The sequence below is a fragment of the Saccharothrix sp. S26 genome (assembly GCF_021390395.1).
In the GTDB taxonomy this organism is placed as follows: domain Bacteria; phylum Actinomycetota; class Actinomycetes; order Mycobacteriales; family Pseudonocardiaceae; genus Actinosynnema.
Map to the genome: position 1 here is coordinate 36,500 of NZ_JAJUWT010000007.1, position 25,749 is coordinate 62,248.

A 25,749-nucleotide genomic window follows, 5' to 3' on the forward strand; every position below is an offset into this window, starting at 1 on the left:
TTACCTGTCAGTAACCCCGGCAAGGCCGACGGCCGGGTTGTGGCGAACCAGACGTCACTGAGCAGCGGTTTCCGTCCCGGAAATCGACTTGCCACTTCGGTGGCGCCGGCGGGCTCAGACCAGGCGGATGGCGCCGCCCGACAGCAGGCCGGACTGGTAGGCCAGCGACACCGCGTGCGTCCGGTCGCGGGCGCGGAGTTTGCGCAGGATGTTCTTCACGTGGGTGCGCACGGTCTCGACCGAGACGTAGAGCTCGTTCGCCACCGCCTGGTTCTCCATGCCGTCCGCGATGAGCTGGAGCACCTCGTACTCCCGGCGTGACAGCGAGCGGCGGGTGCCCGCCTCGGCGGTCGGGGTGAAGCCGGCCGCCAGGGGTGCGAGCGTCGGGTCCAGGTACGTGCGCTCGGCGTGCGTGCGGGCGATGGCCTGGAGCACGTCGCTGATCCCGCCCTCCCTCGGCACCATCCCGCGCACGCCCGCGGCCAGCGCCGAGCGCACGTACTTCGCCGTCCGGTGCGGCTCGCGCACCAGGGACACCACGACCAGCGACGAGTCGTTGCCCGTCAGGAGCGTGGCCAGGTGGCCCTGCGGGTCCAGCACGGAGTCCACCAGGATCACGTCGGGCCGCAGCCGCTCGTGCAGCCGCACGGCGGTGTGCAGGTGCCCGGTCGCGCCCAGCCAGTGCATGGCGGGCGTGCGGCGGACCACGGCGGCGAGCCCTTCGCGGAACAGCGGCACGGGGTCCACGAGGGCGACCCCCGGCCCGGGAGCGGGTGCGGGGGCGCGCCGATCCCCGCCGGGCACGAGCGGGCGCGCGTTGACACCGGTTCGCATACGAGTGCGACCACGTCCGCGACCAGCCATGACGCGGTTTCCCGGAACTACTTTCCGTACGAGCGCGGTGTCACCCGTTGGTCATGTATATGAACAAGAGTCACGAATGTGACTCAATGACCGCGCGCGGACTTCCGCGCGGCGCAACGGCCTCGTAAGACGTACGTCACACACCCATGTGGGACGCCGCGCACCGCCGCCGCTCGAACACGCGCAGCCACCCGTGGGCCGAACACTCGTGGAGGCCTCATGGAAACCCTCGACTGGGTCGTCGTCGGTGGGTACTTCTTCGTGATGGTGGCGATCGGCTACTGGTCACGCGGGCGCATCAAGAACATCGCCGACTTCTTCACCGCGGGCGGCAAGATGCCCTGGTGGCTGTCCGGCATCTCGCACCACATGTCCGGTTACAGCGCCGTCATGTTCGTGGCCTTCGCCGCCGAGGCCTACCGCCTCGGCCTGACCGTCTACATCTGGTGGGCGCTGACGATCGGTGTCGGTGTCGGCATCGGCGCGTTCCTGTGGGCAGGCACGTGGAACCGGCTGCGCTCCAAGCACGGCGTCAAGTCGCCGCTGGAGTACCTGGCCCGGCGCTACAACGTGCCGACCCAGCAGATCATGGCGTGGGCGGGCGCGGCGCTGAAGGTCGTGGACATCGCGGCCAAGTGGGTCGCGGTCGCGCTGCTGCTCCAGGGCTTCGCGGGTGTGCCGGTGTGGCTGGGCATCACGCTGGTCGGCGTCGTCACCATGGTCTACTCGGTGCTGGGCGGCCTGTGGGCGGACGCGTTGACCGACTTCGGCCAGTTCATCATCCAGGGCCTCGCGGGCATCGCGATGTTCGTCGCGGTCGCCGCGCACTTCGGCGGCCTCGACTTCATGTGGACCATCTGGGACAAGCTGCCCGAGTCGCACTCCGACCCGCTGTCCGGCCAGTACACGCTGATCTTCTTCATGGCGTTGTTCCTGATCAAGACGCTGGAGTACAACGGCGGCATGTGGAACCTGGCGCAGCGCTACATGGCCGCGCCGTCCGGGGCCGCCGCGAAGCGGTCCGCGCTGTTGTCCAGCGTGCTGTGGCTGGTGTGGCCGCTGATCCTGTTCTTCCCGATGTGGGCCGCGCCGCTGATCGTGCCGGGCATGGAGGCCAACGCCGAGCAGGCCTACGTCGAGATGGGCAAGGCCATGCTGCCCGCGGGCATGGTCGGCCTGGTGCTGGCGGGCTTCTTCTCGCACACCATGGCGATGGTGTCGTCGGACGCCAACGTGATCTCCGCGGTCATCACCCGCGACATGCTGCCCAAGCTGTGGAAGGGCGTGACGCGCCTGGGTGAGGCGGCCCAGCTGCAACTGGCCCGCGTCACCACGTTCCTGTTCATCGGGCTGAGCATGACCATCGCGTTGACCGCGGACACCAAGGGCTTCGTGCTCAAGGTGGTGATCGCCCTGGTGGCGGCCACGATGGGCCCGATCGCGATCCCGTTGATGCTCGGCATGCTGCCGTGGTTCAAGAAGGTCGGCCCGACCGCCGCGACGAGCTCGGTCATCGGCGGTCTCGGCACGTGGGCCGTGCTGTACGTGATGCAGCAGAACAAGGTCGAGTTCGTCACCCAGGCGGTGATCGTGTCCTGGCCGCTGCTGGTGTCGCTGGTGCTGTACCTGGTGGTCGGCCTGCTGATCAAGCCGGAGCCGTCGGCGGAGCGCGAGGCGCTGGTCGAGTCGCTCCGGTCCGACCCGGACGAGGAGAAGGTGCCCACGCGCGCGTGAGCGTGTGCGCGGCATTGCCTTGTGGGCTGCGTTGCCCTGTGTGATGGGTCATCTCCGCTGTGCGGGCGCTCTCGTGCGCCCGCACAGTGGTGTGGTGGACGGATGGCGACCGCGTGACGAGGACGAGTCCGCCGTCGGGTGGCGGTTGTGGCTCGCGCTGAGCGGACGGCTGTGGCCGTCGGGCGAGTGGGACGGCACGCCCGCCGAGGCCGTCGCGGGGCTGCGCGCCGTGCTGGCCGAGTGCGACCGGATCCGCGGCACCTACGCCGGTGACCCGACGGCCGCGGTGCTGCGGCTGGTCGACTCCGTGGTGTTCGTGGTGAGCCTGCCCGTGGAGCTGTGGCGGGACGACGCGCTGCCCGTCGACGTGGACCGGGCGGCGTTGCTGCACAGCGACCTCGCGGGCGTGGTCGAGCACGTCGCCGAGGTGCGCGCCGTGCTGGCGCGTGGCGGCGGGTGGGCGGAGCTGGAAGCCCGGTAATCCGATTGCCCGGGTCCATACCGTCGAAAGGTGGACCAGGAGATCAGGGAGTTCTACGCGCAGGGCTACGAGGACGAGCGGCTGCGCGTCGGCGGGAACGGGCGGTTGGAGTTCCTGCGCACGCAGGAGGTCGTGCGGCGGTTCGTCGGCGAGCGCGGCCGGGTGCTGGACGTCGGCGGGGCGACCGGTGTGCACGCGGGGTGGCTCGCGCGCGACGGGCACGACGTGGTCGTGGTCGACGCCATGCCGTCGCACGTCGAGGTGGCCGACGCGCTGCCGGGCGTGTCCGCCGTCGTGGGCGACGCGCGGGACCTGCCGGTCGACGGACCGTTCGACGTGGTGCTGCTGTTCGGGCCGCTCGCGGTGTAGTGTGTGTACTAATGATTAGTGCACAAAGCGTCGAGGATCCGCTGGCCCTGGAACGGCAGGTCTGCTTCGCGCTCTCCATCGCGTCCAGGAACGTGGTCGCCGTCTACCGGCCGCTGCTGGAACCCATGGGCCTGACCCACCCGCAGTACCTGGTGATGCTGGCGCTGTGGGGTCGCGCGCCGCTGTCGGTGAAGGAGCTGAGCCGGTTGCTGGCGCTGGAGCCCGCGACGCTGTCGCCGCTGCTCAAGCGGCTCGAGGCGATCGGGTACGTGACCAGGTCACGGGACGCGGCCGACGAGCGGCAGCTCGCCGTGGCGCTGACCCCGCGAGGTGCGGCGCTGCGTGAGAAGGCGCTGGCCATCCCGCCCGCGGTGGTGCAGCGGCTCGGCATGTCGCTGGACGAGCTGCGCGACCTGCACGCCGTGCTGACCAGGGTCATCGCCTCGACGGAGCGGTCGTGAACGGGCCGTCCGCGCCGCTGCGGGTCTGGTACCTGCTCGGCGGCCGGCTGCCCATGCGGCACCGGGAATGGGTGTTCCGGCAGGCGACCAAGCCGTTGTGGCTGGCGTGGTTCACCGTGCGGATGTTCCTCCAGGTGCTGCCGTTGACGGTGGTGATCGCGCTGGCGCTGGTGCTGGGCCTGGGCTCGCCGTTGCCGCTGGCGATCGCGTGCGGGTCGCTGGGGTTGGTGGTGGGCGTGTACTTCGGCGTGTCGTACGCGATCGAGAGCACCGACCACCGGATGACCAAGTACGGCTACCCGGCCGGTGCGGCGGCGGCCGTGCGCAAGGAGCGGGCGGCGCGCGACCAGGAGCGCTACGAGCGGGCGTGGCGTTCGGCGGAAAACGAGTCCTGACCGCGGGCGTCGATGCCCTAGCGTCGGTCGGCGTGGAGTGGCAGCGTGCGGTGGCGGCGGCGTTCGGGCTCGGTGACGTGGTGGAGCCGTGGACGCCGGTGGCGGGCGGGCGGTCCCACCTGATGTGGCGTTTGCGCACGTCACGCGGCACGTGGGCGGTCAAGCGCCTGAACCGGTCGCGCGAGGACTGGTGGATGCGCGACTACCTGGTCGCGGCGGAGGTCCAGCTGGCCGCCCACGCCCGGGGCTTCCCCATGCCGCGCCCGGTGCACCCGCTGGAACCGGTCGCGCCACTGCTGGCCGACGTGCGGGTCGGCGACGAGGTGGAGAGCTACCTCGTGCACGAGTGGCACGACGGCGGCCCGCTGACGGCGGACGTGACGCCGTGGGTGGGCGGCACGCTGGCCGCGCTGCACCGCCTGCCCGCCGGTGACGCGACCGAGGACCGGCCGCCGCACCCGGTCGAGGAGTGGCGCGAGTGGCTGGACGAGTCGCCGAACGACTTCACCGAGGCCGTGCGCGCCTACCTGCCCGACGTCGCCGAGGCGTTGGTGATCGCGACGGCACCGGCCGAACTCACCCCCGTGAGCACGCACCGCGACGTGAAGCCGGACAACGTGCTCCAGACCCCGACCGGCCCGTTGCTGGTGGACTGGGACGGCGCGGGCGTGGAGCACGCGGAGTGGGAGCTGGCCCGTGCGGCGGTGTACTTCAGCGGCCTGGGCGAGGACCGTGCCGCGTTCGACCGGGTGATCACCTCGTACGAGGAGGCGGGCGGCCGGCGGCCCGCGGCGTCGCCGACGTCGTTCGCGGGGCTGCTGCGCGTCTACCTGGGCGGCGCGGCGTGGATGGTGTGGCGTGCCCTGGGCCACCGCCCGGTCACGCCGGCGGAACGTGCGGCGTCGCACACCCACGCCCTGGAACTGCTCGCCGACCTGCGCACCTCCCTGACCCGCCTGGACGACTGGACCACCCGCCTGCGCTAGCCACGGGGCACGACGACCACCTGGTGCTCGTCCTCGTAGACGACCCGACCGGGATCGGTCGACTCGACCCGCTCGCACACCACCCCGTGCGCGGACAGGATCTCCAGGTACCCGTCGACCCGTTCGATGAGGTGCGTGGCCGACGACTTGAACCACGCCACGGCCCCCGGGTTGACCTCCCGGTCGTACACGACCGGGTCGACCTCGGACGGCGTCACGTACGCCGCGTTGAACCAGTCGTTGTTCTCGCGCCGGAACCGCTCCTGCGCCGCGGTCAGCGCCCCGTCCCGTGCCAGCCTGTTGACCAGCCAGAACACGCCGGGGAAGAAGCCGCGCTCATGCCGCACCGTCCCCTGGAACCGCACGTAAACCGTTGCCACCCCACCAGGTTCGGGCACGCGCTCACTTCGCCCCGGACGACGCGCCGACGCTGAGGTCGAGCCACCCGCCGATCACCGCGCCCAACGCCACCACCGCGATGCCCCAGACGACGAGCCGATCACCCGCCGGCAGCTTGGCGATCTCGGCCACCAGCCCCTTCAGCTCGTCCGCCTTGACCCGCGCCGCCACCGCCACGTCCTGCGTCGCGGCCACCGCCGGCTCGGTCTGCGCGGCCCTCGTCGCCAACTCCACCTGCTGCTCCGCGATCCGCGCGGCCTGCTCCACCTTCTCCGCCAACGTGGCCGCCTTCGCCACCGCGTGCCCACCCCGCCAGACCAGCACGAGCCCGACCGTGACCAGGGCGGCGCTGATGCCCTGCCGGATCACGAACCCCCACGTCGCCTGAGTCCACATGGCGCGCCTCCCCGGAACAACCCTCGTTGCCCGACGAATCGCCACCCCACCACCGCCCGCTACGGCCCGTCCCGCCAACTTCACCCGATCGAGCCCACCGGGCCCGGCGACCGTGGACGCCCGGCTCGAGCCGGCCGCAGTCGTCCTCGCGTTCAACCATGTCGACGCGGGCACTCGGCGTCCCGTCGACCAGGAACCTCAGCTCCAGCCGGACCTCGGCAGTGCCAACGGCCGGAGTGCGACGAAGGCCCAGGTCGATGTGACCTGGGCCTTCGGCTCAGAGAGCGGGTGACGGGAATCGAACCCGCCTCTGCAGCCTAGGAACCCGATCAACCGGTGCGGACGGGGGCGGTGAGCTGGGCTCGACCGCTGTCAGCGCTACCATTACTTGCCGCTACTGACCAGCACTTATCGCACGCGGATTGCACGGGCAGCATCGCCTGGAGGGCCATCGAATAGAGCGGTGACCTCTCCTGCGCTACCTACTTGTCTGGCGTGCTTACGAGGTTGCTGTTCAGTAGCCATGGTTCCTCCACCTCGACGAACGCCACACGGGCGTGTGCTCCCATCCACTCGCTGAGCTTCGCCTCGCCAATGGGGTGAAGGTGAATTGCTCTCGCTTCGTGCCCACCTGGCGAAGCGTGATACCCAGTCACTCGGCCAGATGGCAACCCAAGGACGGCCGGAGGGTTGAGCCAGCAGCGTTGCGGGTGACGTGGGCACGTACTCGTGTGCGCAGGCCATGCTTGCTGGCTCTTCTACCGTTCGTCGGTGGTTGCTTGGGAGCGATACCGACGTAGAGCAACGCGCCTACCTCGGTGACACGGCATCCAGTCGTGGGCAAACATGAGGGAACCTCGTCGAAGTGCCAGGCGTAGACACCGGCCTGAGCGGGGATCGGACGGCCCTTGCTCCTCACACGCACCTCCGTCGCGCGAGTAGGCGTTATCAGGGCCCAACAGACGATCCATATGCCCGGTGTAGGGGTCGGACGTCACCACAACACTCCCAAGCTGTAACACGGCTCAACCTAGCGACCAACACCGACAAGACAAGGCCACAGGCGGCTACCGAGTCCGTGCACCGAGGGAAGTCAGCAGCCATGACACTCAGGCTTTTTGATTTCATGGTGTGTGCCTGTGACTGTGATGGAGACGCCGAAGCTGGTGCCGATCTCGGCGAAGGCCCTGCTGGTGCAGGCATCTGCACCAGCAGGGTCTGAGGATCCCGGTTGAGTCTGCGCCAGAGTGAGCAGGACTGTCGGCATGTGCTACCTGATCGGTTCCGGAGGTGGTGCGGGAGGTGGCATCGGTTGTCCTCCTGTACTCAGGTACCTAGCCGCACGTGGCGGTCATGGCCACTCCGCAACATGCACATCGGGCGTTGGTTGGCCGACATGGCCGCCACCGAGCGCCGCCGGGCGGTTCCACGAGCGCCGCGGACCGGCGGTTGCCATCCTGTGTCCGCTCCCAACACCCCGAACCTCCGGGCCAGGGTGACAACCCATCCGGAACCCGACCGGACCACTCTGGCAGCGCGACACGACGGACTCCCGGCAGACCAGGGCTTTTCGATGCCGATTCACCGGAACCTCTTCGTCGCCGAAGAACAGGCCATCCATCAACCCGATCCGGAGACGGACACCAAGGCGACATGACCGATGGCGGTCAACGCATATGACGTGCTTCCGGACAACAGTCTGTTAGATTGGCGACGCGCACGTCTAGGTTAGCCGGATAATCGCCTAGTTCTATGCATTTGAGAGGATCGATCGATGACCAGTCCGCACGGATGGGGTGCTTTACCCAAGGCTTTTGCCCTGGCCGCACTGACGTCCGCTATTGCCGTAACGGTCAATTATGCCACATCGGATAACGCCGACCCGCGGTGGTGGCTCGCCGTCGTCGGGCTTACGGTCACCGCCGCAGCTGCCCAGGCACTTTCACGAGAGCACGTATCGAAACCCGCTCGCAGGCGTGCCGCCTTAGCTGTTTTAATACTCCTTGTTCTATCTGCAGTAGCAGCGGATCGATTCAACATGCCACAATACAAGATTACAGCGGATGCGGCGTTGGCAACTCAGGTCGACAGTCAGTCGTCAAGCAGTACTACAACAACTGCCTCAACTGTACCGCCTCGACGCATACTATCCCCGGAACCGCTGGATCCACAATCGGAAGCCTTAGCTACACGCTTGACTGAGCGATTCCGGGAAGCGCATCTCATGCCGGATGTTTTCACCATTAAGCCGCCGCCGGAGCTTTCCTACATGGCTGCATTGAAATTCGAACCATCCCAAGGAGCATTCGAAGCGGCCGCAACCTTGGAGGACCTCGAGGGTAGCGCCGTGATCAGTCTTCATGTTCGATGGTGGGTTGGACCTGCCATCTCTGTTTGCCCACCGCCGAATGTCCCGAAAGAATTGTGTGTAGAAAGCGTGCAACCAGACGGCACGCGCATCGCATACATCAGCGTCAACGATCAGGGGCGAGTTGTAGAGACGGTTCAGGCCTACCGCACCGACGGAACTACGACGTCCGTTAACGTTCTCAATTCAAATCAACTTGGGGAGATAACCAGGCTTGCCTCTCCTCTCGGTTATCAGCAGCTTGTAGCCATCGCTACATCTGACGCATTGACGATGGATTAGGTTCTTCCTTAAGTTGAGAAGCAATTCGGAAATAACGACCGATCTGTATATTGTGGCGGTCGCTCCTGGCATGACAGCGGTTCTAGGTAATGCAAGAGTGAGCCTTAAAATTGGCACGCCGGTATCGGTCGATACCGCGAAGCTGTGACCCTCACCGAGTCTGAGTGCCCTGAAAGCGGGTTTGAAGCTTACGCCTTTCCAATAGTACGGGCGATCGACGGCGATGCGGTCGATGGACAGGTGGGTGACGTAGGGCTTGCGCGCGGCGAGTTTCACCGCGTCGGTCCGGGGCGGTGCCGGTGCGGTCCGAAGCTGGACAGCCTCATGGATGTAGCGGCCGAGGGTGGCCAGACCGATGTCGAACCCGGCGGCGAGGCGGGCATAGGTGGCACCACAGCAAAGATGGGCCAGCACTAGCAGGCCTTGGCGTCCGGGCTCGAGGTGCCGCAACCTGCTGCCGATCCGCCGTCGGTGCACACGCAGCTGCTGGATAACGAACTGCAGGCGTGGACTGAACAGGTCGATCATAGATGAGTGGACAAGCACACGAAGCTCTTGGCGGTGGCTTGCTCTTGGCCGAGAAGTCATCTACCAGGAGCTGCGCCATGTCTCCCACCACGATCGCAGTTCAGGCCGTCAAGTTGGAAACGGCTCACTGGCGGTCCTTGCTTGACAAGCCGATCCCTGAACCCAAAGGTTGTGGATCTTGCCTGTCCGTCCTCTGCCGACACCTTCGAGCATGTGTCACTCCCCTACGGCCTATCCGCCGACGGAGTTGGTGCAACAAGGAACGTCCATTTCTATAGCAGCTCGCGCCAGGCCACTACTGACGGTGTTTCTAGACGCTTAGTCAGTCGTGTCAACGTCGGAATCCTCTGCGAGATCGACGTCCGATGCTGGCTCGGATGTCTCAGCTAGCTTGATGCCAGCGAGTTCCATAGCCAGTGCCTGAAGGTCATGTGCACGCGTGCGCAAGAAAGTCTCGTAGTCGTCCACGAGCGCCGCGTCCGCAGCCTCTCTAGATACCAGGGACGCTGACATGCGCGCATAGAATTTACTGTCTCCGATTTCCTTCCTAATTTCACCGAGGTACACCGAGGGGGCTTTGTCTTTGATTTTGATGTTGCTCAAGGATGTCAACATGATAATATTCGCGACTTTATTCGGCTTTCCGCCGGAAATTTCCCTTGTGACGTAGGCGCGCGGGAATAGGTGGTGAAACTCTTTATCGTTCGACCATGAGAGCGACTTGCCGACGTCAATCTTCTGCCCTGTTAGCAAGTCCACCGGCCCGCGCTGTGCGAGAAATAGGGCAAGCATCTTTGACGTTGCACTATTAGAGCGGAAGTCCCTCTGTCTCCACACGGAGTCTTGGGGTGGAACACTTGAATTGTCGATGCCGCTCGCCCCCTCGGCGAACGCCTGCACGGCAGTGTAGTCGCTCGCCATATTTCCGGTATTCCATCCGCCGAAATAGCTGGAGAAGGTCGTGATCCAAAACCATTTTCGAATCGCTGCGAATTGCTCCGCTGTAGGATGTGGGACACGGCGGAATACCTCGGTCAGAACGGCGAACTGGTTTGCATAAGGCAGCGCCGCGTCCCCGGTGACACCGATTTGTGTAGAAAGAAAGTCGGCAGCGCGCTTTGCAGCCTCTGTCGTATTTGTAACAAGGTCGTTCAAGGCTTCTGCATCGAGGTTCCGGAGTGAATCCATATCGTCCGCAGAAAACCCGGTGCCAGAAGCTGCCGCCACGGCGCGTAGCACGGTTTTCCGTTCGATTCCGGAGAACTTCTTAGGCTCAAGATCGCTTAGAATTCCATCGATCTTATCGACCAAGTCGAACTCAGGCGACCAGGTCGCGGCTCGCATCAAATCCACTACCGTTAGCCGCGTCCCTGTGCTGTTGATCCTCTCGAATACTGGTCCGACATCCTGGATCGACATATCGCCAAGTGTAACGATCGCAGTTTGATAGTCTGTAAACCTATCAAACAAAGCCCTGGCTTCTGCCTGCATTTCGGTAGACAGTGAGACGATACGCATAAAGTATTGCGAAGGGTTCGCCAAGTACCTGGTCGGGATGAGGTGTGCAGGCGGCTCATCCAAAGTATCAAGGTGAACAAACTTGCGGCTTCGTAGGTCGAAAGCGATGTTCCATACACTGTCTGCCTTGGAGCCCGACCAGAACAGGGCTCCACAGATAGTTGACAGCCTCTGCTGGCCGTCCAAAAGATAGTTCACCGGGTAGTCCGGCTTCGTCTCGTTAATCGCTAGATCGGCGATGCTCCTTTCGCTTGCCAGCTTTTGGCGAGTCTGCCAGAGAAGCAGGCTGCCAATGGGATAATTCCGTCGAACCGAGTCGAGCAAATCAATTATCTGCGAGCGCTTCCATACGAATTGCCGCTGAAAGCGGGGCAACAATATATCACCATCGATTACCCGTTGGGCTAGTTGCGTCAGCCGTTCGGGCGAGGGACGCGGATCACGTACCGACGTCTTGGTGGAGGTGTCAGTGTCGCTCATCGTCGCAGCCTAAGCGATGGCTTCCCTTCAGCCAATGAGCGGCTAGCTGACATGCCAGACACTTATGTGACTCTCGGACTACTACATCGACTTGGCTCGAGCCCAACTCGACCTCGGCCGCCACGAAGAGGCCTACCTCTGCTTGCAAGCCGCCCGCCAAGCAGCCCTCGAACACGTCCGCGCCCACCCGCAGGTCCGCCAAGCTCTGTCGGTGCTGCGCACTCACCCGTCACTCAGCTCCGGCCTACTCGACCTGGCCGCCTGGGCGGGTGCTCGCTAAGCGGCGGGCCGGGCAGGCCGGCGGCGGTTCGGCAATGTGCGCAAGTTGCCCTCGGGGCGCTTCCAGGCCAGCTACCTCGGGCCGGACGGGAAGCGACATCCGGCTCCGGTCACCTTCACGACCGCGCGAGACGCCGGAGCGCTGGCTGGTGCACGTCGAAAGTGCCATCGCGCGCCGTGAGTGGACCAACCCCGAACGGGCGAAAGTGCAGCTCAGGGACTACGCGGAAGCGTAGATCAGGGAGCGGCCGAAGTTGCGTCCGCGCACGGTCCAGCTCTACGAGTGGCTGCTCGGGAAGTACGTCACGCCACACCTCGGCACGGTCCAGCTCGGCAACCTGGACACCCTGATGATCAGGAGGTGGCAGGCCGACCTGCTGCGTGACGGGGTGTCTGAGTCGATGGCGGCGAAGGCGTACCGGCTGCTGCGGGCGGTGCTGATGACAGCCGCGAACGAGGATCGCATCATCCCGCGCAACCCATGCCAGGTGGCAGGGGCGGGAACGGCCGGTGCTGACCGTGGCTCAGGTGTTCGACCTGGCGTCACGGATGGCTGACCCGCGCTATCTGGTGTTCGTGCTGCTCGCCGCCTTCTGCACCCTGCGGTGGGGTGAGTCACGGCGCTCAGGTGTGAGGACGTCGCGCCCGATGGAAGCTGGGTCCGGGTGGTCGAGGCGTTCGTGGAACTGCCTGGTCGAGGGCTGGTCTACGGGCCGCGCAAGTCCCGGGCCGGTCGACGCAGGGTGACGGTGCCTGCCACGATCAGGCGTCGGAGTTCCCTCACCTGCACTTCCACGACCTGAGGCACACCGGCAACACCCTGGCCGCTCGTACCAAGGTCAGCACGAAGGACCTGATGGCCAGGATGGGGCACGACAGCCCGTGTGCGGCGTTGATCTACCAGCATGCGACCAGTGAGGCGGACCAGGAGTCGGCGGCCAGCATGGGTGGGCTGATCGTCAGGGAGCGGGGTCCGGGGGATGCGGGGGACAGGACGGCTGCGTGGCGTGACCTCACCGAGAACCAGCGCGAGGCGATTCGGCGGCTCGCTGCGGCGATGTCTGACCGGTGGAAATCGCTCCTGCCGGACGATGACGACGGCGCGGCGGGCGTGCCCGTCCAGGTCGGCTAGTTGCATGCCGGTTGCACGGTGACGCTCCGGCCCACGTACGACGAAGGCCCAGGTCGACGTGACCTGGGCCTTCGGCTCAGAGAGCGGGTGACGGGAATCGAACCCGCCTCTACAGCTTGGGAAGCTGTCGTTCTACCAATGAACTACACCCGCGTTGCGTGCCCGATCATACACACAGCCGGTGGGTCGGTGGCCAAGGGCCGTCCCCCACGGGCGGTCGCCTAGGCTGTGGCCGTGCTGCTCAGTGACCGCGATCTGCGCAAAGAGGTCGAATCCGGCCGGTTGGTGCTGGAGCCGTTCGACGACGTCATGGTGCAGCCGTCCAGCATCGACGTCCGGCTGGACCGGTTCTTCCGGGTCTTCAACAACACCCGGTACACCCACATCGACCCCTCGGTGCAGCAGGACGACCTGACCTCGCTGGTCGAGCCGGTCGACGACGAGCCGTTCGTGCTGCACCCCGGCGAGTTCGTGCTCGGCTCGACGTTCGAGCTGGTCACGCTGCCCGACGACCTGGCGGGCCGGCTGGAGGGCAAGTCCTCGCTCGGCCGCCTCGGCCTGCTCACGCACTCGACGGCGGGCTTCATCGACCCCGGCTTCTCCGGCCACATCACGCTGGAGCTGTCGAACGTCGCCAACCTCCCCATCACGCTGTGGCCCGGCATGAAGATCGGCCAGCTGTGCCTGTTCCGGCTCAGCAGCGCGGCGGAGTTCCCGTACGGCTCGACCCAGGCCGGTTCCCGCTACCAGGGCCAGCGCGGCCCGACGCCGTCCCGCGCCTACCTGAACTTCCACCGCACGGACACCAAGCGCTAGAGCTTCAGGTCGCCGTAGCGGGCCAGCACCCGCGACCGCAGCTCCGGGTCGGTGCGCGGCACGGGTTCCAGGAACACCTCGTCCAGCTCGGGGTGCGCGGCCCGCAGCTCGGCGTCGATCCGCACGCACGCCCGCTCCAGCTCGGCCGCGCCCAACGCGTCGTCGAAGTCCAACCGTGCGCACACCAGCACCCGGTCGGTGCCGACGGCCATGGTCAGCAGGTCCACCACCTGCTCGACCTCGGGTGCCTCCCGCAGGTGCGACCACACCGCCCGCACCAGCACCGGGTCGGCTTGCCTGCCGATCAGCAACCCGCGGTTGGTCGACGCCAACGTGTACGCGGCGACCGCGAGCAGCACGCCGATCGCCAACGACGCCACGCCGTCCCACACCGACGACCCGGTCAGGTGGTGCAGCCCGAGCCCGCCGAACGCGAGCAGCAGCCCGACCAGCGCGGCCGAGTCCTCGAGGAACACCGTCTTGACCGTCGGGTCGTCCGAGACCCGCAGGAACGCGAGCATCGACCGGCCCTCGGCCCGCGCCTCCCGCCGCACCTGCCGCACGGCCTGCGTCCACGACACCGACTCCAGCACGAACGCGATCGCCAGCACCACGTACCCGACGCCGGGGCTGACCTGCTCCTGCGGGGCGCCGAACACGGTCCGGAAGCCCTCGTAGAACGCGAACACCGCGCCGGACACGAAGATCGACACGGCGGCGAGCAGCGACCAGAAGTACCGGTCCTTGCCGTACCCGAACGGGTGGCGGCGGTCGGCGGGGCGGGCCGACCGGCGCAACGCCGTCAGCAGCAGCGCCTCGGTGAACGTGTCGGCGACCGAGTGCGCCGCCTCCGCCATCATCGCCGCGGACCCGGTGATCACGCCGGCGATCGCCTTCATGATCGCGATGGCGAGGTTCACGGCCAGGGCGAGCAGGACGGTGAGCGTGCTCTCGCCGCCCTTGGACTGATCGGCTGCCATGCCCCGACGTTAGGCCGCGCCGGCGCGGTCCGCCGGTTGTGACCGCTCGCATGAAACGATCACGCGCTGCGGCACGACGTCGAGGTGTCGAAGGGTCCTTTTCCGGGGGGAATTCCAGGTGCGCAACCTGGTCGGCCGTTTCGCGGCCCTGTGCACTGCCGCGGGCGTGGTGGCTCTCGTGAGCGTTCGTCGGCGCCGGCGACCACGTCCGGGTGATCACGCCGGGTCAGGAGTTCGGCCTGAGTGACCCGACCGCGGTCGGCGAGACCGTCGACGTGCGGTTGACCTACCGGTTGGACAAGGCGGAGTTCGACCGGTTCCACCTGCTCACCCGGCCGTTCTCGGCCTTGGGGCACACACAAGGAGACGAACTTCGCGGACAACCACGCGATCGTGCCGCTGAAGTACACGACCGAGGAACAGCCGACCACGACCACGCCCCCGACCACCACCACCAGCGCACCGGCCGTGGTGCGGGTGTCGGGTGGGGACAACGGGTCGGCGCGCACGGGCGCGGCCCCGTTGCCGCCGGCGGTGATCGGCGGCCCGCTGCTGGGCGGGGGCGCGTTGACCTTCTTGGCGGCACGCGGGCGTCGTCGCGCCTGACCCGAACGGAGCACCGCTGCCGTTAGCCTGCGGCATGGGCATTTTGGTGCACGTACTGCTGACGGCGGTGGCGGTCTGGGTCGCCACGCTCATCCCGGGCATCGACCTGGAGGCGGGCGCGTCGACGCCCGCGAAGATCGGCACGCTGATCGGCGTCGCCCTGCTCTTCGGCCTGGTCAACGCCGTGGTCAAGCCGCTGGTGAAGTTCTTCGGCTGCCTGTTCTACCTGGTCACGCTCGGCCTGATCGGCCTGGTGGTGAACGCGCTGCTGTTCTGGCTCACCGGCTGGCTGGCGGGCGAGCTCGGCCTGCCGTTCGACGTCACCGGCTTCTGGCCCGCGTTCTGGGGCGCGATCATCGTCGCCCTGACGAGCTGGGTGCTGAACCTGGTCTACGACCGCGTCACCGACCGCGACTGAGCGAACGACGAACGCCCCCGGTCCCGCACCGCGACCGGGGGCGTTCGTCCACATCCGACTAGTTCGACGCGGCCTTGTCCTCGTCCGGCAGAGGCGTGCCAGTCGGGGTCTCGTCCGTCGGGACGTCACCGCGCTCCAGGGCCAGGCCCCGGCGCACGGACGTCAGCAGCAGCTGCGCCACGTCCACGACCTCCACGTGCGAGCCCGCCGTGCCCTCGTTCTGCCGGGCCGTGACGCCGTCGGTCAGCATCACGCGGCAGAACGGGCAGCCCGTCGCGATCTTGGACGGGGCCGTGCCGAGCGCCTCGTCCACGCGGTCGAGGTTGATGCGCTTGCCGATCCGCTCCTCCATCCACATGCGCGCGCCGCCCGCGCCGCAGCACATGGACCGCTCCTCGTGGCGGGGCATCTCGCGCAGCGTCGCGCCCGACGCGCCGACCAGCTCGCGCGGCGCCTCGTAGACCTTGTTGTGCCGGCCCAGGTAGCACGGGTCGTGGTAGGTGACGTCCTCGGCGACCTCGGCCACCGGCACCAGCCTGCGCTCGCGCACGAGCCGGTTGAGCAGCTGCGTGTGGTGCACGACCTCGAACTGGCCGCCGACCTGCGGGTACTCGTTGGCCAGGGTGTTGAAGCAGTGCGCGCACGTCACGACGATCTTGCGCTGGCCGGGGCCGCGACCGTCGAACACGGTGTTGAGCACCTCGACGTTCTGCTGCGCCAGCATCTGGAACAGGAACTCGTTGCCCGCGCGCCGCGCCGGGTCGCCGGTGCAGGACTCCTCCGGCCCGAGCACGGTGTACTTGACGCCCGCGGTGTGCAGCAGCTCGGCCACCGCCCGCGTGGTCTTCTTGGCCCGGTCCTCGAACGCGCCCGCGCAGCCGACCCAGAACAGGTACTCGGCGTCACCCAGCTCGCCGTCGAACACGGGCACCTCGAAGTCGAGGCCCTCGGTCCAGGCCAGGCGGTCCTTGGCGTTCTGGCCCCACGGGTTGCCCTTGTTCTCCAGGTTCTTGAACATGCCGCCCAGCTCGGACGGGAAGTTCGACTCGATCAGCACCTGGTAGCGGCGCATGTCGACGATGTGGTCGACGTGCTCGATGTCGACCGGGCACTGCTCGACGCACGCGCCGCACGTGGTGCACGACCACAGCACCTCGGGGTCGATCACGCCCAGCTCGTCCGCGCCGCCGACCAGCGGCCGCTCGGACTCGGCCATCGCCAGCACGTCGATGGACTCCAGGCGCTTCTTGTAGTCCTCGTACTTGTCCTCGACCAGGCCGACCTCGTCGCCCGCCATGTCGCGCGAGCCGCCGGCCAGCAGGTAGGGGGCCTTGGCGAAGGCGTGGTCGCGCAGCTGCGTGATGACGAGCTTGGGCGACAGCGGCTTGCCGGTGTTCCACGCGGGGCACTGGGACTGGCAGCGGCCGCACTCGGTGCAGGTGCTGAAGTCCAGCCAGCCCTTCCAGGTGAAGTCCTCGACCTTGCCGACGCCGAACACGTCCTTGTCGGGGTCGGCTTCCTCCAGGTCGAGGACCTTGCCGCCGCTCATCATCGGCTTGAGCGCGCCGAGCGCGACGCCGCCGTCGTCCTCGCGCTTGAAGTAGATGTTGAAGAACGCGCTGAACCGGTGCCAGGCCACGCCCATGGTGAGGTTCTTGGACACCACGATCAGCCAGACCATGCCGGACAGCAGCTTGGTGATGGCCATGATCGAGACCCAGTTCGGGCTCGCGGGCAGGATCGTCGACAGCGGCGCGGTGACGAACGACGTCCACAGCGGCGGGTCCTCCAGGCCGGAGGCCTGCTTGAACGCCTTCACGCCGAGGATGCCGAGGCCCTCGATGATCACGACCGCCTCGACGAAGTACGCGGACTTGAAGTCCGAGCCCGCGAACCGCGACACCCGGTCGGCCCGGCGCGGGTGGTTGAGCTGGCGGATGACCGCCAGCGCGACGCCGCCGACCACGGTGCCGATGCCGAGCAGCTCGACCAGCAGCAGCCACAGCGACCAGGTGCCGATGAGCGGCCAGTGGAAGCCGGGGTCGAAGACCTCGCCGTAGGCCTCGAACAGCACCGCGGAGCCGATCAGGAAGCCCCACATCACCATCCAGTGCCAGGGCGCGACCTTGCGGAACTTGGCCATCCGGGTGTGCGCGACGAACTCCACGACCAGGGTGCGCAGGCGGGGCAGGAACGGCCCGTTGCGGGTGGCGTCCGGCTGGCCGAGGCGGATGATCTTGATCATCCGCAGGACACCGGCGACGAACAGACCCCAGGCGAACACGCTGACGGCGACGCCGATGGCGCCGAGGGTGAGCTGGAGGGCTCCCATGGTGGTGGCGGCCTTTCTCGTCCGTTCTCCTGGCTGGGCAGCCTACGCCCGATTACTGGCCGGTAACCACTTGGACGTGGCCGATCACATACGGCCGGTAGACTAGTGGAACAGGCGTTCAACTTTCTGGGGGCGGGACGTGCTCGTGTACCTGGCGCTGGCCGTGGCGATCATCGGCGAGGTCACCGCCACCGTGTTCCTCAAGCTCTCCGAGGGCTTCTCCAAGCCGATCCCCTCGGTCGTGGTCATCGTGGGGTACGTGGTGGCGTTCGGCGCGTTGAGCAAGGTGCTGCAACTGGGCATGCCGATCGGCGTGGCGTACGCGATCTGGTGCGCCTTCGGGATCGCGGCGGTGGCGAGCGTCGGCGTGCTGGTGTTCAAGGAGCCGCTGAACGCCACGATGGTGGTGGGGCTGCTGCTCGTGATCGCGGGGGTGGTGGCGATCGAAGTGGGCAGCGGTGCCTCCGCCTGACGGCCGCCGGGCGCGCGGCGACCGTCGCCGCCGGGAGATCCTGTCCGCCACGCTGCGGGTCGTGGAGCGCGACGGCGTGGCCGGCGTCAGCCACCGGTCGGTGGCCCGTGAGGCGGGCGTGCCCACGACGTCGACCACCTACTACTACGCGACGCTGGACGACCTGCTGATCGCCACGCTCACGTGGTCGGCCGAGGAGATGGCCGCGAGCTTCCGCGAGGTGCCCCTCACGCCCGCCGCCGTGGCCCGGTTCATCGCCGACGCCGCCGGCGCGCACCGGGGGCGCACGCTCGCCGAGTACGAGCTGTACCTGCTGGCGGCACGCCGCCCGGAGCTGCGCCCCGCCGCCCGGCGGTGGGTCTCGCTCATGGCCGAGGTCGCCGGACCGCGCGACCCGGTGCGGCTGCGGGCGGTCCTCGCGGGCCTCGACGGGCTGCTGATCCAGGCGTTGATCGCGGATTTCCCCCCAATGGCGGAGGATTTGGAGCCGGTCGTGTCCCTTCTGATGCTCGGCGGATGACCTTCGCGCGGGACACTGGTGCCATGAGGTTCGCCGGTCGTGAGTCGTGGCAGGTGTCGCACGGGACGAATCAGACGGTCAACACCGCTCTGTTCATCCGCGACACGCTCGCGCTCTCGGTCGAGACCGTGCCCGAGCTGCCCGGCCTCGACCCCTCGGTGCCGGTCGTCGTGCCGCCGGGGGTCGACCGGGCGGCCGCGGCCGAGGAGTGGCTCGGCTGGTGGGCCGACGTGCTCGACCACGCCCGCGCCGAGCTGCCCGGCGGCTCGCCGTCCGACCCGTCCGGCCAGTCGTTGCAGGTCCGGCCCGCGCTGCGGGCGGCCGTGCTGGCCCTGGGCGCGGCGGCGGCCGAGTACGACCAGCGGTACGTGACGTCACGCGGCGCGTTGCCCATCGGCGAGGTCGTGCGCGGCGTCGAGGGCAGGCTCGGGCGGTACGTGCGGCCGTTCCGGCTGGTGATCACCGAGGTGCCGGTGCAGGGCATGGTGTGGGAGCGGATGACCGAGACGCACGTCATCGCCTCGCAGCGCTTCCTGGTCGACCCGACCCGCTCCGCGCCCGCCCTGCGCGCCGTCGTCGAGTCCCTGGCCTGACCCCTGCCCGCTGACGGAGCGCTGACCGCGGGGGTAGGGACAACCCCCGTATCCGGTCGGGGGCCTTCCCGGTGGGCCGGCCCTCCCGGTGCCCCTAGCTTGAACGTCGACAGGTCTTGACGGTTGAGGGGGCAGCGGTGGTTAAGCGGATCGCGTTGGCGGCCGGGGTGGTGGTGGTCGCGGCGCTGGCGCTCACGTCGTGCGTGCGGCTGGTGCAGAACGGCTTCGACGACAGCCACACGGTGTCCGAGCAGGTGACCGAGGTGCGGCTGCGGAACGGCTCCGGCAACGTGGTCGTCCGCGGCGAGGAGGGCGCCACCGCGACCGAGATCCGCCGCCGCGTCGAGTACCCCAAGGACGTCGACAAGCCCGGCGGCGTGTCCCACCGCGTGGAGGGCTCCACCCTCGTGCTGGACGGCTGCGGCAGCCGCTGCTCGGTGGACTACGAGGTCACGGTCCCGTCCAAGGACGTCCGGATCACGGGCGAGAACTCCTCCGGCGACGTCCGGATCGAGGGCGTGGCCGGCGTCGAGGTCGAGATCGGCTCCGGTGACGCGACCTTCCGCGACGTCGCGGGCGTGGTGCGCGTCGACAACAGCTCGGGCGACCTGGAGGTGGCCGGCGTCGGCGGCGAGTTCACCGGCAAGGTCGGCTCCGGCACCACCAGGCTGTCCGACATGCGAGGCCCGGTCACCGTCGACAGCAGCTCCGGCGACGTGACCGTGCGGCTCGCCGCGGTCAACTCCGTGCGGGCCGACGCGGGCAGCGGCAACGTGACCGTCGACGTGCCGCAGGGCGCGTTCAAGGTCGACGTGGACGCGGGCAGCGGCGAGAAGGACATCAAGGTCGAGGACGACCCGAACGCCGCCGCCGTGCTGACCCTGCGCTCGGGCAGCGGTGACGTGACCGTGCGCCAGGCCGCCTGATCACCCGCGCCCCCTCGTCGGCCCCGGTCGGTGACGCCCCGCGCGTCGCCCGACCGGGGCCGTTCCGCGTCACCGGTCGTGTCCCGGATCACCCCCGCGCGGGAACACCGGAGGCACCCCGTCCGTTGGACAGGCAGAAAGATTGAGCCGGGTGGACTCAAGTCCGCCGCCGCTGGCTAAACTTGAGCCGGTACCGCTCAACGCGGGGCTCTCACACACGCACTACCAGGAGGAATCCAATGGCGCGAGCGGTCGGCATCGACCTGGGGACGACCAACTCCGTCGTCGCGGTACTCGAGGGTGGCGAGCCGACGGTGATCGCCAACTCCGAGGGGTCGCGCACCACCCCGTCCATCGTGGCCTTCGCCAAGAACGGCGAGGTGCTCACCGGGCAGCCCGCCAAGAACCAGGCGGTCACCAACGTCGACCGGACGATCCGGTCCGTCAAGCGCCACATCGGCACGGACTGGAAGACCGCCGACATCGACGGCAAGCAGTACACGCCGCAGGAGATCAGCGCGCGCGTGCTGATGAAGCTCAAGCGCGACGCCGAGGCCTACCTGGGCGAAGAGATCACCGACGCGGTCATCACCGTCCCCGCCTACTTCGAGGACGCCCAGCGCCAGGCCACCAAGGAGGCCGGCCAGATCGCGGGCCTCAACGTGCTGCGCATCGTCAACGAGCCCACCTCCGCCGCCCTGGCCTACGGCCTCGACAAGGGCGACAAGGAGCAGACCATCCTGGTCTTCGACCTCGGCGGCGGCACGTTCGACGTCTCGCTGCTGGAGCTGGCCGAGGGCGTCGTCGAGGTCAAGGCGACCTCCGGCGACAACCACCTCGGCGGCGACGACTGGGACCAGCGCATCGTCGACTGGCTGGTCGAGCGGTTCAAGCAGAGCAACGGCATCGACCTGACCAAGGACAAGATGGCGCTGCAGCGGATCCGCGAGGCCGCCGAGAAGGCCAAGATCGAGCTGTCCAGCTCGAACAACGCCTCCATCAACCTGCCCTACATCACCGTGGACGCGGACAAGAACCCGCTGTTCATGGACGAGACGCTGTCGCGCGCCGAGTTCCAGCGCATCACCAACGACCTGCTGGAGCGCACCCGCGCGCCGTTCAACAACGTGATCAAGGACGCCGGCATCAGCGTCGGCGACATCGACCACGTCGTGCTCGTCGGCGGCTCCACCCGCATGCCCGCGGTGGCCGAGCTGGTCAAGGAGCTGACCGGCGGCCGTGAGCCGAACAAGGGCGTGAACCCGGACGAGGTCGTCGCGGTCGGCGCGGCCCTGCAGGCCGGTGTGCTCAAGGGTGAGGTCAAGGACGTCCTGCTGCTCGACGTCACCCCGCTGTCCCTGGGCATCGAGACCAAGGGCGGCGTGATGACCAAGCTCATCGAGCGCAACACGACGATCCCGACCAAGCGCTCGGAGATCTTCACCACCGCCGACGACAACCAGCCGTCCGTGCAGATCCAGGTGTTCCAGGGTGAGCGCGAGTTCGCCCGGGACAACAAGAAGCTCGGTATGTTCGAGCTGACCGGCCTGCCCCCGGCCCCGCGCGGCGTCCCGCAGATCGAGGTCACCTTCGACATCGACGCGAACGGCATCGTGCACGTGTCCGCCAAGGACATGGGCACGGGCAAGGAGCAGCGGATGACGATCACCGGCGGCTCCGCGCTGCCGAAGGACGACATCGAGCGCATGATCAAGGACGCCGAGGCGCACGCCGAGGAGGACAAGCGCCGCCGCGACGAGGCCGAGGTCCGCAACCAGGCCGAGACGCTGGTCTACCAGACGGAGAAGGTCCTCAAGGAGAACGAGGACAAGATCCCGGCCGACGTCAAGGAGAAGGTCACCGCGGCCATCGCCGAGACCACCGAGGCGCTCAAGGGCGAGGACATCGCCAAGGTCCGCGCCGCCGTGGAGAAGCTCGCCACGGAGTCCCAGGCCATCGGCCAGTCCCTGTACGCCAACTCCGCGCCCACGGCCGACGCCGCCGGTGCCGCCGGTGGCGCGACCGCCGGTGACGGCCCCAAGGCCGACGACGTGGTGGACGCGGAGATCGTCGACGAGGACGAGAAGAAGTGACCCAGCCCGAGGAACAGCCCCACGTGGTCGTGCGCGACCGCAGGCGCGTCGACCCCGAGACCGGCCAGGTGCGGCAGCCCCCGGCCGACGAGAACCCCGAGGCGGCCCCCGCCGACGCCCCGACCGAGCCCGCGACCGGCTCGGCCGAGGCGGCGGCCGAGGGCGGCGGCAAGCACGCCGCCCCCGAGCCGCAGGAGGAGCAGTCCGCGTCGGTCGACCCGTCCGCCGAGCTGAAGGCCCAGCTGGACGAGCGGACCGCCGACCTGCAGAGGCTGACCGCCGAGTACGCCAACTACCGCAAGCGCGTCGAGCGCGACCGGGAGCTGGTGATCACCACGGCCAAGGCGCAGGTGGCCGGCGAGCTGCTCGGCGTGCTGGACGACGTCGAGCGGGCCGGCGCGCACGGCGACCTCACCGGCGCGTTCAAGGCGGTGGCCGACAAGCTGGTCAGCGCCCTGCACGGCACCGGGCTCGAGCCGTTCGGGCACGAGGGCGAGGAGTTCGACCCGTCCGTCCACGAGGCCGTGCAGCACAGCACCTCGCCGGACGTTAGCGGGCCGACCGTCACCGCCGTGCTCCGGCGCGGCTACCGGTTCGGCGAGCGCGTGCTGCGGCCCGCGCTGGTCGCGGTGACCGACCACGAGCCGGCCGCCGAGCAGCCGGCCGACGAGGCCGTCGAGAAGCCGGTCGAAGAGCAGCAGCAGGACTGAGGAAAGGGGGCGGCGTCCGTTGAGCGCTCGCGACTGGATCGAGAAGGACTTCTACCGCGAGCTGGGCGTCACCTCCGACGCCTCGGCCGACGAGATCAAGAAGGCGTACCGGAAGTTGGCGCGGGAACTGCACCCCGACGCCAACCCCGGTGACGCCAAGGCCGAGGCGCGGTTCAAGGCGGTGTCCGAGGCGTACGGCGTGCTGTCGGACACCGCGAAGCGCAAGCAGTACGACGAGGCCCGCCGCCTCTTCTCCGGGGGCGGCGGGTTCCCCGGCGGGTTCGGCGCGGGCGGCGGCGGGTTCGACGTCGGCGACCTGTTCGGCCGCCAGGGCGCGCAGGCGGGCGGCATGGGCGGTCTCGGCGACCTGCTCGGCGGCCTGTTCAACCGCCGGGGCGGCACGGCCGGGTCGGCGACCAGGCCCCGTCGTGGCGAGGACGTCGAGACCGACGTCCGGATCGACTTCACCGAGGCCGTCAAGGGTGCGACCGTGCCCATGCGCCTGTCCAGCCCCGCGACCTGCGGCACCTGCGCCGGTTCCGGCGCGCGCCCCGGCACGTCGCCGCGGACCTGCACGAACTGCGGCGGCGCCGGCCTGGTGACCCGCAGCCAGGGCGCGTTCGCGTTCTCCGAGCCGTGCGCGGACTGCCGCGGCACCGGCCGGATCGTGGACGACCCGTGCCCGGAGTGCGACGGCGACGGCGTGAGCACGAAGACCCGGACCCTGACCATCCGCATCCCGCCGGGCGTGGACGACGGCCAGCGGATCAGGCTGGCGGGCCAGGGCGAACCGGGCCGCAACAACGGGCCCGCGGGCGACCTGTTCGTGCGCGTGCACGTCAACCCGCACCCGATCTTCGGCCGGTCGGGCAACGACCTGACCGTGACCGTGCCGGTGACCTTCCCCGAACTGGCGCTGGGCACCACGTTGACCGTGCCCACGCTGGAGGGCAAGGTGACGTTGAAGGTGCCCGCGGGCACGGCCAGCGGCCGCGTGCTCAGGGCCAAGGGCAAGGGCATCGCCCGGCGTGACGGCCAGGTCGGCGACCTGCTGATCACCCTCAACGTGGCGGTGCCGAACAACATGGATGCCGCAGCCCGGGAGGCGTTGGAGAACTACGCGTCGGTGACGGCGAAGCACGACCCGCGCGCGGAGCTCAACGCCCTGTTGGAGAAGAGGTCGGTGTGAGCTTCCCGTTCCCGCCCGGCACCGACGAGGACACCCCGTTCTTCGTCATCTCCGTGGCGGCCCAGCTGTCGGGTCTGCACGCCCAGACCCTGCGCGCCTACGACCGCCTCGGCCTGGTGTCACCGGGCCGCACGTCCGGTGGCGGGCGCCGGTACTCGATGCGCGACATCGTGCTGCTGCGCGAGGTCCAGCGGCTCTCCCAGGAGGAGGGCGTCAACCTCGCCGGCATCAAGCGGATCATCGAGCTGGAGAACGAGGTCGGCGCCCTGCGCGCCAAGGTGCAGGAACTGACCGAACAACTGTCCCACGCGATGGCCGCCGCCGAACACGCCGCCGCCTCCGTCCACGCCTCCTACCGCCGCGACCTCGTGCCGGTGCGCCACGAGACGGCCTTGGTCGTGTGGAAGCCGAACACCAAGCGCTGAGGCCCTGGGGTCGCCCAATAGGGTGATCATGTCGCGAAAATGTACGGAAACACCGTTCCCGTACCTCGGTTAGAACGAGGAACCCCGCGACCCCCCAACCACCCCAACCTTCTCCACCGCACCGACGGCGCCAGACCACCTCGGCACGAACCCCGACCGAGCCCGGACCCTGACCGGCCCCGGACCACACCGGGCCAGGCCCGGCGGGACGAAGCGAAACGGGGCCAGACTGGACCCGTGGACTTCCTCTTCGTGCACGGCACCACCCAGTCACCGGCGGCGTGGCGGCCGGTCGAGGAGCTGCTCCGGCAGCGCGGCCACCGCACCGTGGCCGTGGACCTGCCGACCGACCGGCCGGAACTGCTCGCCGCCGACTACGCCGCGATCGCCCGCGCCCAGGCGGGCGACGCGCTGGCCCCGGTCCTGGTCGGCCACTCCGGCGCGGGTCTGCTGATGCCGGCCATCGCGCGTGCGGTCGGGGCGTCGCACCTGGTGTGGGTGGCGGCGATGATCCCGGGGCCCGTGTCGCTGGCCGACGAGCTGGCGGTCGAGGCCGGCGAGATGTTCAACCCGGAGTGGCGCGGCCTCACCGAGCCGCCCACCGCGGACCCCGTGGTGGCGTCGTACTTCCTGTTCCACGACTGCGACCTGGCCGGCGTGCGGGCGGGGCTGCGGACGTTGCGGCTGTTCTACCCCGCGGCGACGTACCGCGAGGTGCACCCGTTGCCGGACTTGCCGTCGACGTACGTGCTGCCGCGCGACGACCGCACGTTGCGGCCGTCGTGGATGCGGCGGGCCGCGCGGGAGCGGCTCGGGGTGGAGGCGATCGAGGTCGACGGTGGGCACTGTCCGCAGACCAGCCGGCCCGGCACGGTGGCGGCCGTGCTGGGGGCGGTGCGGCCGCAGCCGGTGTGACGGACGGTCACGGGGTCACCTGATCCGGGGATGCGAGGTCACCTGATCCGGGGGTGTGCGGTGGCGTCCAGTGGGGGGTAGG

The 25,749-nt window shown here is 68.5% G+C and carries 28 protein-coding genes and 1 tRNA gene; 20 read left to right on the plus strand and 9 right to left on the minus strand.

Features of this window, described 5'->3' with window-relative positions; all coding sequences use genetic code 11:
- Window positions 1-114: 114 nt before the first annotated feature.
- On the minus strand, window positions 115-747 hold the full coding sequence (locus LZG04_RS12470; RefSeq protein ID WP_233816255.1) for a response regulator transcription factor: 633 nt from the start codon (window positions 745-747) through the stop codon (window positions 115-117).
- A gap of 336 nt (window positions 748-1,083) precedes the next feature.
- Between LZG04_RS12470 and LZG04_RS12475 the strand changes: the two genes are divergently transcribed.
- The 6 genes from LZG04_RS12475 to LZG04_RS12500 all read left to right on the plus strand — a co-directional run bounded on the left by LZG04_RS12475 (window position 1,084) and on the right by LZG04_RS12500 (window position 5,290).
- Window positions 1,084-2,598: a sodium:solute symporter family protein gene (locus LZG04_RS12475; RefSeq protein ID WP_233816257.1), complete on the plus strand. Its 1,515-nt coding sequence runs from the start codon at window positions 1,084-1,086 to the stop codon at window positions 2,596-2,598.
- A gap of 94 nt (window positions 2,599-2,692) precedes the next feature.
- Entirely contained in the window at window positions 2,693-3,079 is a 387-nt protein-coding gene (locus LZG04_RS12480; RefSeq protein ID WP_233816259.1) for a hypothetical protein, read from the plus strand.
- Window positions 3,080-3,109: 30 nt separating this feature from the next.
- Window positions 3,110-3,448, plus strand: coding sequence for a bifunctional 2-polyprenyl-6-hydroxyphenol methylase/3-demethylubiquinol 3-O-methyltransferase UbiG (locus tag LZG04_RS12485; protein WP_233816261.1), 339 nt, complete (start codon window positions 3,110-3,112; stop codon window positions 3,446-3,448).
- An 11-nt stretch (window positions 3,449-3,459) separates the two neighbouring features.
- On the plus strand, window positions 3,460-3,909 hold the full coding sequence (locus LZG04_RS12490) for a MarR family winged helix-turn-helix transcriptional regulator (RefSeq protein ID WP_233816263.1): 450 nt from the start codon (window positions 3,460-3,462) through the stop codon (window positions 3,907-3,909).
- Window positions 3,906-4,304: a DUF5313 family protein gene (locus LZG04_RS12495; protein ID WP_233816283.1), complete on the plus strand. Its 399-nt coding sequence runs from the start codon at window positions 3,906-3,908 to the stop codon at window positions 4,302-4,304. The genes LZG04_RS12490 and LZG04_RS12495 overlap by 4 nt, the downstream gene beginning before the upstream one ends.
- 32 nt (window positions 4,305-4,336) lie before the next feature.
- Complete coding sequence (locus LZG04_RS12500; RefSeq protein ID WP_233816285.1) at window positions 4,337-5,290, plus strand: phosphotransferase family protein; 954 nt, start codon at window positions 4,337-4,339, stop codon at window positions 5,288-5,290.
- On the opposite strand, the gene LZG04_RS12505 is transcribed toward LZG04_RS12500, so the two are convergent.
- From LZG04_RS12505 to LZG04_RS12520, 5 genes are all read right to left on the minus strand, one after another.
- Entirely contained in the window at window positions 5,287-5,670 is a 384-nt protein-coding gene (locus LZG04_RS12505; protein WP_233816287.1) for a hypothetical protein, read from the minus strand. The two genes, LZG04_RS12500 and LZG04_RS12505, sit on opposite strands and share 4 nt — an antisense overlap.
- A gap of 22 nt (window positions 5,671-5,692) precedes the next feature.
- Entirely contained in the window at window positions 5,693-6,085 is a 393-nt protein-coding gene (locus tag LZG04_RS12510; RefSeq protein ID WP_233816297.1) for a hypothetical protein, read from the minus strand.
- A gap of 652 nt (window positions 6,086-6,737) precedes the next feature.
- Window positions 6,738-7,010, minus strand: coding sequence for a GIY-YIG nuclease family protein (locus LZG04_RS43010; RefSeq protein ID WP_374202811.1), 273 nt, complete (start codon window positions 7,008-7,010; stop codon window positions 6,738-6,740).
- Window positions 7,011-8,639: 1,629 nt separating this feature from the next.
- A complete protein-coding gene (locus LZG04_RS12515; protein WP_233816299.1) occupies window positions 8,640-9,263 on the minus strand; it encodes a transposase family protein in 624 nt (207 codons plus the stop codon).
- A 318-nt stretch (window positions 9,264-9,581) separates the two neighbouring features.
- Window positions 9,582-11,261, minus strand: coding sequence for a DUF262 domain-containing protein (locus tag LZG04_RS12520; protein ID WP_233816301.1), 1,680 nt, complete (start codon window positions 11,259-11,261; stop codon window positions 9,582-9,584).
- Window positions 11,262-11,794: 533 nt separating this feature from the next.
- On the opposite strand from LZG04_RS12520, the gene LZG04_RS12525 reads away from it, so the two are divergent.
- Together LZG04_RS12525 and LZG04_RS12530 are read left to right on the plus strand one after the other, a co-directional pair.
- Window positions 11,795-12,097, plus strand: a complete 303-nt coding sequence (locus LZG04_RS12525) for a hypothetical protein (protein WP_233816303.1) — start codon at window positions 11,795-11,797, stop codon at window positions 12,095-12,097.
- 299 nt (window positions 12,098-12,396) lie between these two features.
- Complete coding sequence (locus LZG04_RS12530) at window positions 12,397-12,672, plus strand: hypothetical protein (protein WP_233816312.1); 276 nt, start codon at window positions 12,397-12,399, stop codon at window positions 12,670-12,672.
- 82 nt (window positions 12,673-12,754) lie between these two features.
- Here LZG04_RS12530 and LZG04_RS12535 read toward each other — a convergent pair.
- Window positions 12,755-12,825, minus strand: a tRNA-Gly gene (locus LZG04_RS12535).
- 81 nt (window positions 12,826-12,906) lie between these two features.
- Here LZG04_RS12535 and dcd point away from each other — a divergent pair.
- Window positions 12,907-13,488, plus strand: coding sequence for a dCTP deaminase (gene dcd / locus LZG04_RS12540; protein ID WP_233816314.1), 582 nt, complete (start codon window positions 12,907-12,909; stop codon window positions 13,486-13,488).
- Here dcd and LZG04_RS12545 read toward each other — a convergent pair.
- Entirely contained in the window at window positions 13,485-14,468 is a 984-nt protein-coding gene (locus LZG04_RS12545) for a cation diffusion facilitator family transporter (RefSeq protein ID WP_233816316.1), read from the minus strand. The genes dcd and LZG04_RS12545 overlap by 4 nt on opposite strands.
- Window positions 14,469-14,861: 393 nt before the next feature.
- On the opposite strand from LZG04_RS12545, the gene LZG04_RS12550 reads away from it, so the two are divergent.
- Together LZG04_RS12550 and LZG04_RS12555 are read left to right on the plus strand one after the other, a co-directional pair.
- The gene (locus LZG04_RS12550) at window positions 14,862-15,074 is read left to right on the plus strand and encodes a hypothetical protein (RefSeq protein WP_233816318.1); all 213 of its coding nucleotides are present in this window, start codon (window positions 14,862-14,864) and stop codon (window positions 15,072-15,074) included.
- A gap of 34 nt (window positions 15,075-15,108) precedes the next feature.
- Window positions 15,109-15,492 (plus strand): phage holin family protein, encoded by a 384-nt coding sequence (locus tag LZG04_RS12555; protein WP_053714400.1) that lies wholly within the window; start codon window positions 15,109-15,111, stop codon window positions 15,490-15,492.
- Window positions 15,493-15,550: 58 nt separating this feature from the next.
- Here LZG04_RS12555 and LZG04_RS12560 read toward each other — a convergent pair whose 3' ends face one another.
- Window positions 15,551-17,824: a (Fe-S)-binding protein gene (locus tag LZG04_RS12560; RefSeq protein WP_233816320.1), complete on the minus strand. Its 2,274-nt coding sequence runs from the start codon at window positions 17,822-17,824 to the stop codon at window positions 15,551-15,553.
- A 139-nt stretch (window positions 17,825-17,963) separates the two neighbouring features.
- Between LZG04_RS12560 and LZG04_RS12565 the strand changes: the two genes are divergently transcribed.
- From LZG04_RS12565 to LZG04_RS12605, 9 genes are all read left to right on the plus strand, one after another.
- Window positions 17,964-18,296, plus strand: a complete 333-nt coding sequence (locus tag LZG04_RS12565) for a multidrug efflux SMR transporter (RefSeq protein ID WP_233816322.1) — start codon at window positions 17,964-17,966, stop codon at window positions 18,294-18,296.
- A complete protein-coding gene (locus tag LZG04_RS12570; RefSeq protein WP_233816332.1) occupies window positions 18,283-18,816 on the plus strand; it encodes a TetR/AcrR family transcriptional regulator in 534 nt (177 codons plus the stop codon). Before LZG04_RS12565 ends, LZG04_RS12570 begins: the two co-directional genes overlap by 14 nt.
- Window positions 18,817-18,839: 23 nt before the next feature.
- The gene (locus tag LZG04_RS12575) at window positions 18,840-19,409 is read left to right on the plus strand and encodes a hypothetical protein (RefSeq protein ID WP_233816334.1); all 570 of its coding nucleotides are present in this window, start codon (window positions 18,840-18,842) and stop codon (window positions 19,407-19,409) included.
- Window positions 19,410-19,546: 137 nt separating this feature from the next.
- Window positions 19,547-20,335 carry a DUF4097 family beta strand repeat-containing protein gene (locus tag LZG04_RS12580; RefSeq protein ID WP_233816336.1) on the plus strand — a complete coding sequence of 263 codons (789 nt, stop codon included), beginning with the start codon at window positions 19,547-19,549 and terminating at the stop codon, window positions 20,333-20,335.
- Between the two features lie 239 nt (window positions 20,336-20,574).
- Entirely contained in the window at window positions 20,575-22,428 is a 1,854-nt protein-coding gene (dnaK, locus tag LZG04_RS12585; RefSeq protein ID WP_233816339.1) for a molecular chaperone DnaK, read from the plus strand.
- Window positions 22,425-23,138 carry a nucleotide exchange factor GrpE gene (gene grpE, locus LZG04_RS12590; RefSeq protein ID WP_233816341.1) on the plus strand — a complete coding sequence of 238 codons (714 nt, stop codon included), beginning with the start codon at window positions 22,425-22,427 and terminating at the stop codon, window positions 23,136-23,138. Before dnaK ends, grpE begins: the two co-directional genes overlap by 4 nt.
- Before the next feature lie 19 nt (window positions 23,139-23,157).
- Window positions 23,158-24,327 carry a molecular chaperone DnaJ gene (gene dnaJ, locus LZG04_RS12595; RefSeq protein WP_233816343.1) on the plus strand — a complete coding sequence of 390 codons (1,170 nt, stop codon included), beginning with the start codon at window positions 23,158-23,160 and terminating at the stop codon, window positions 24,325-24,327.
- Window positions 24,324-24,752 carry a heat shock protein transcriptional repressor HspR gene (locus LZG04_RS12600; protein WP_233816353.1) on the plus strand — a complete coding sequence of 143 codons (429 nt, stop codon included), beginning with the start codon at window positions 24,324-24,326 and terminating at the stop codon, window positions 24,750-24,752. The genes dnaJ and LZG04_RS12600 overlap by 4 nt, the downstream gene beginning before the upstream one ends.
- 237 nt (window positions 24,753-24,989) lie before the next feature.
- Entirely contained in the window at window positions 24,990-25,667 is a 678-nt protein-coding gene (locus tag LZG04_RS12605; protein WP_233816371.1) for an alpha/beta fold hydrolase, read from the plus strand.
- Window positions 25,668-25,749: the final 82 nt, after the last annotated feature.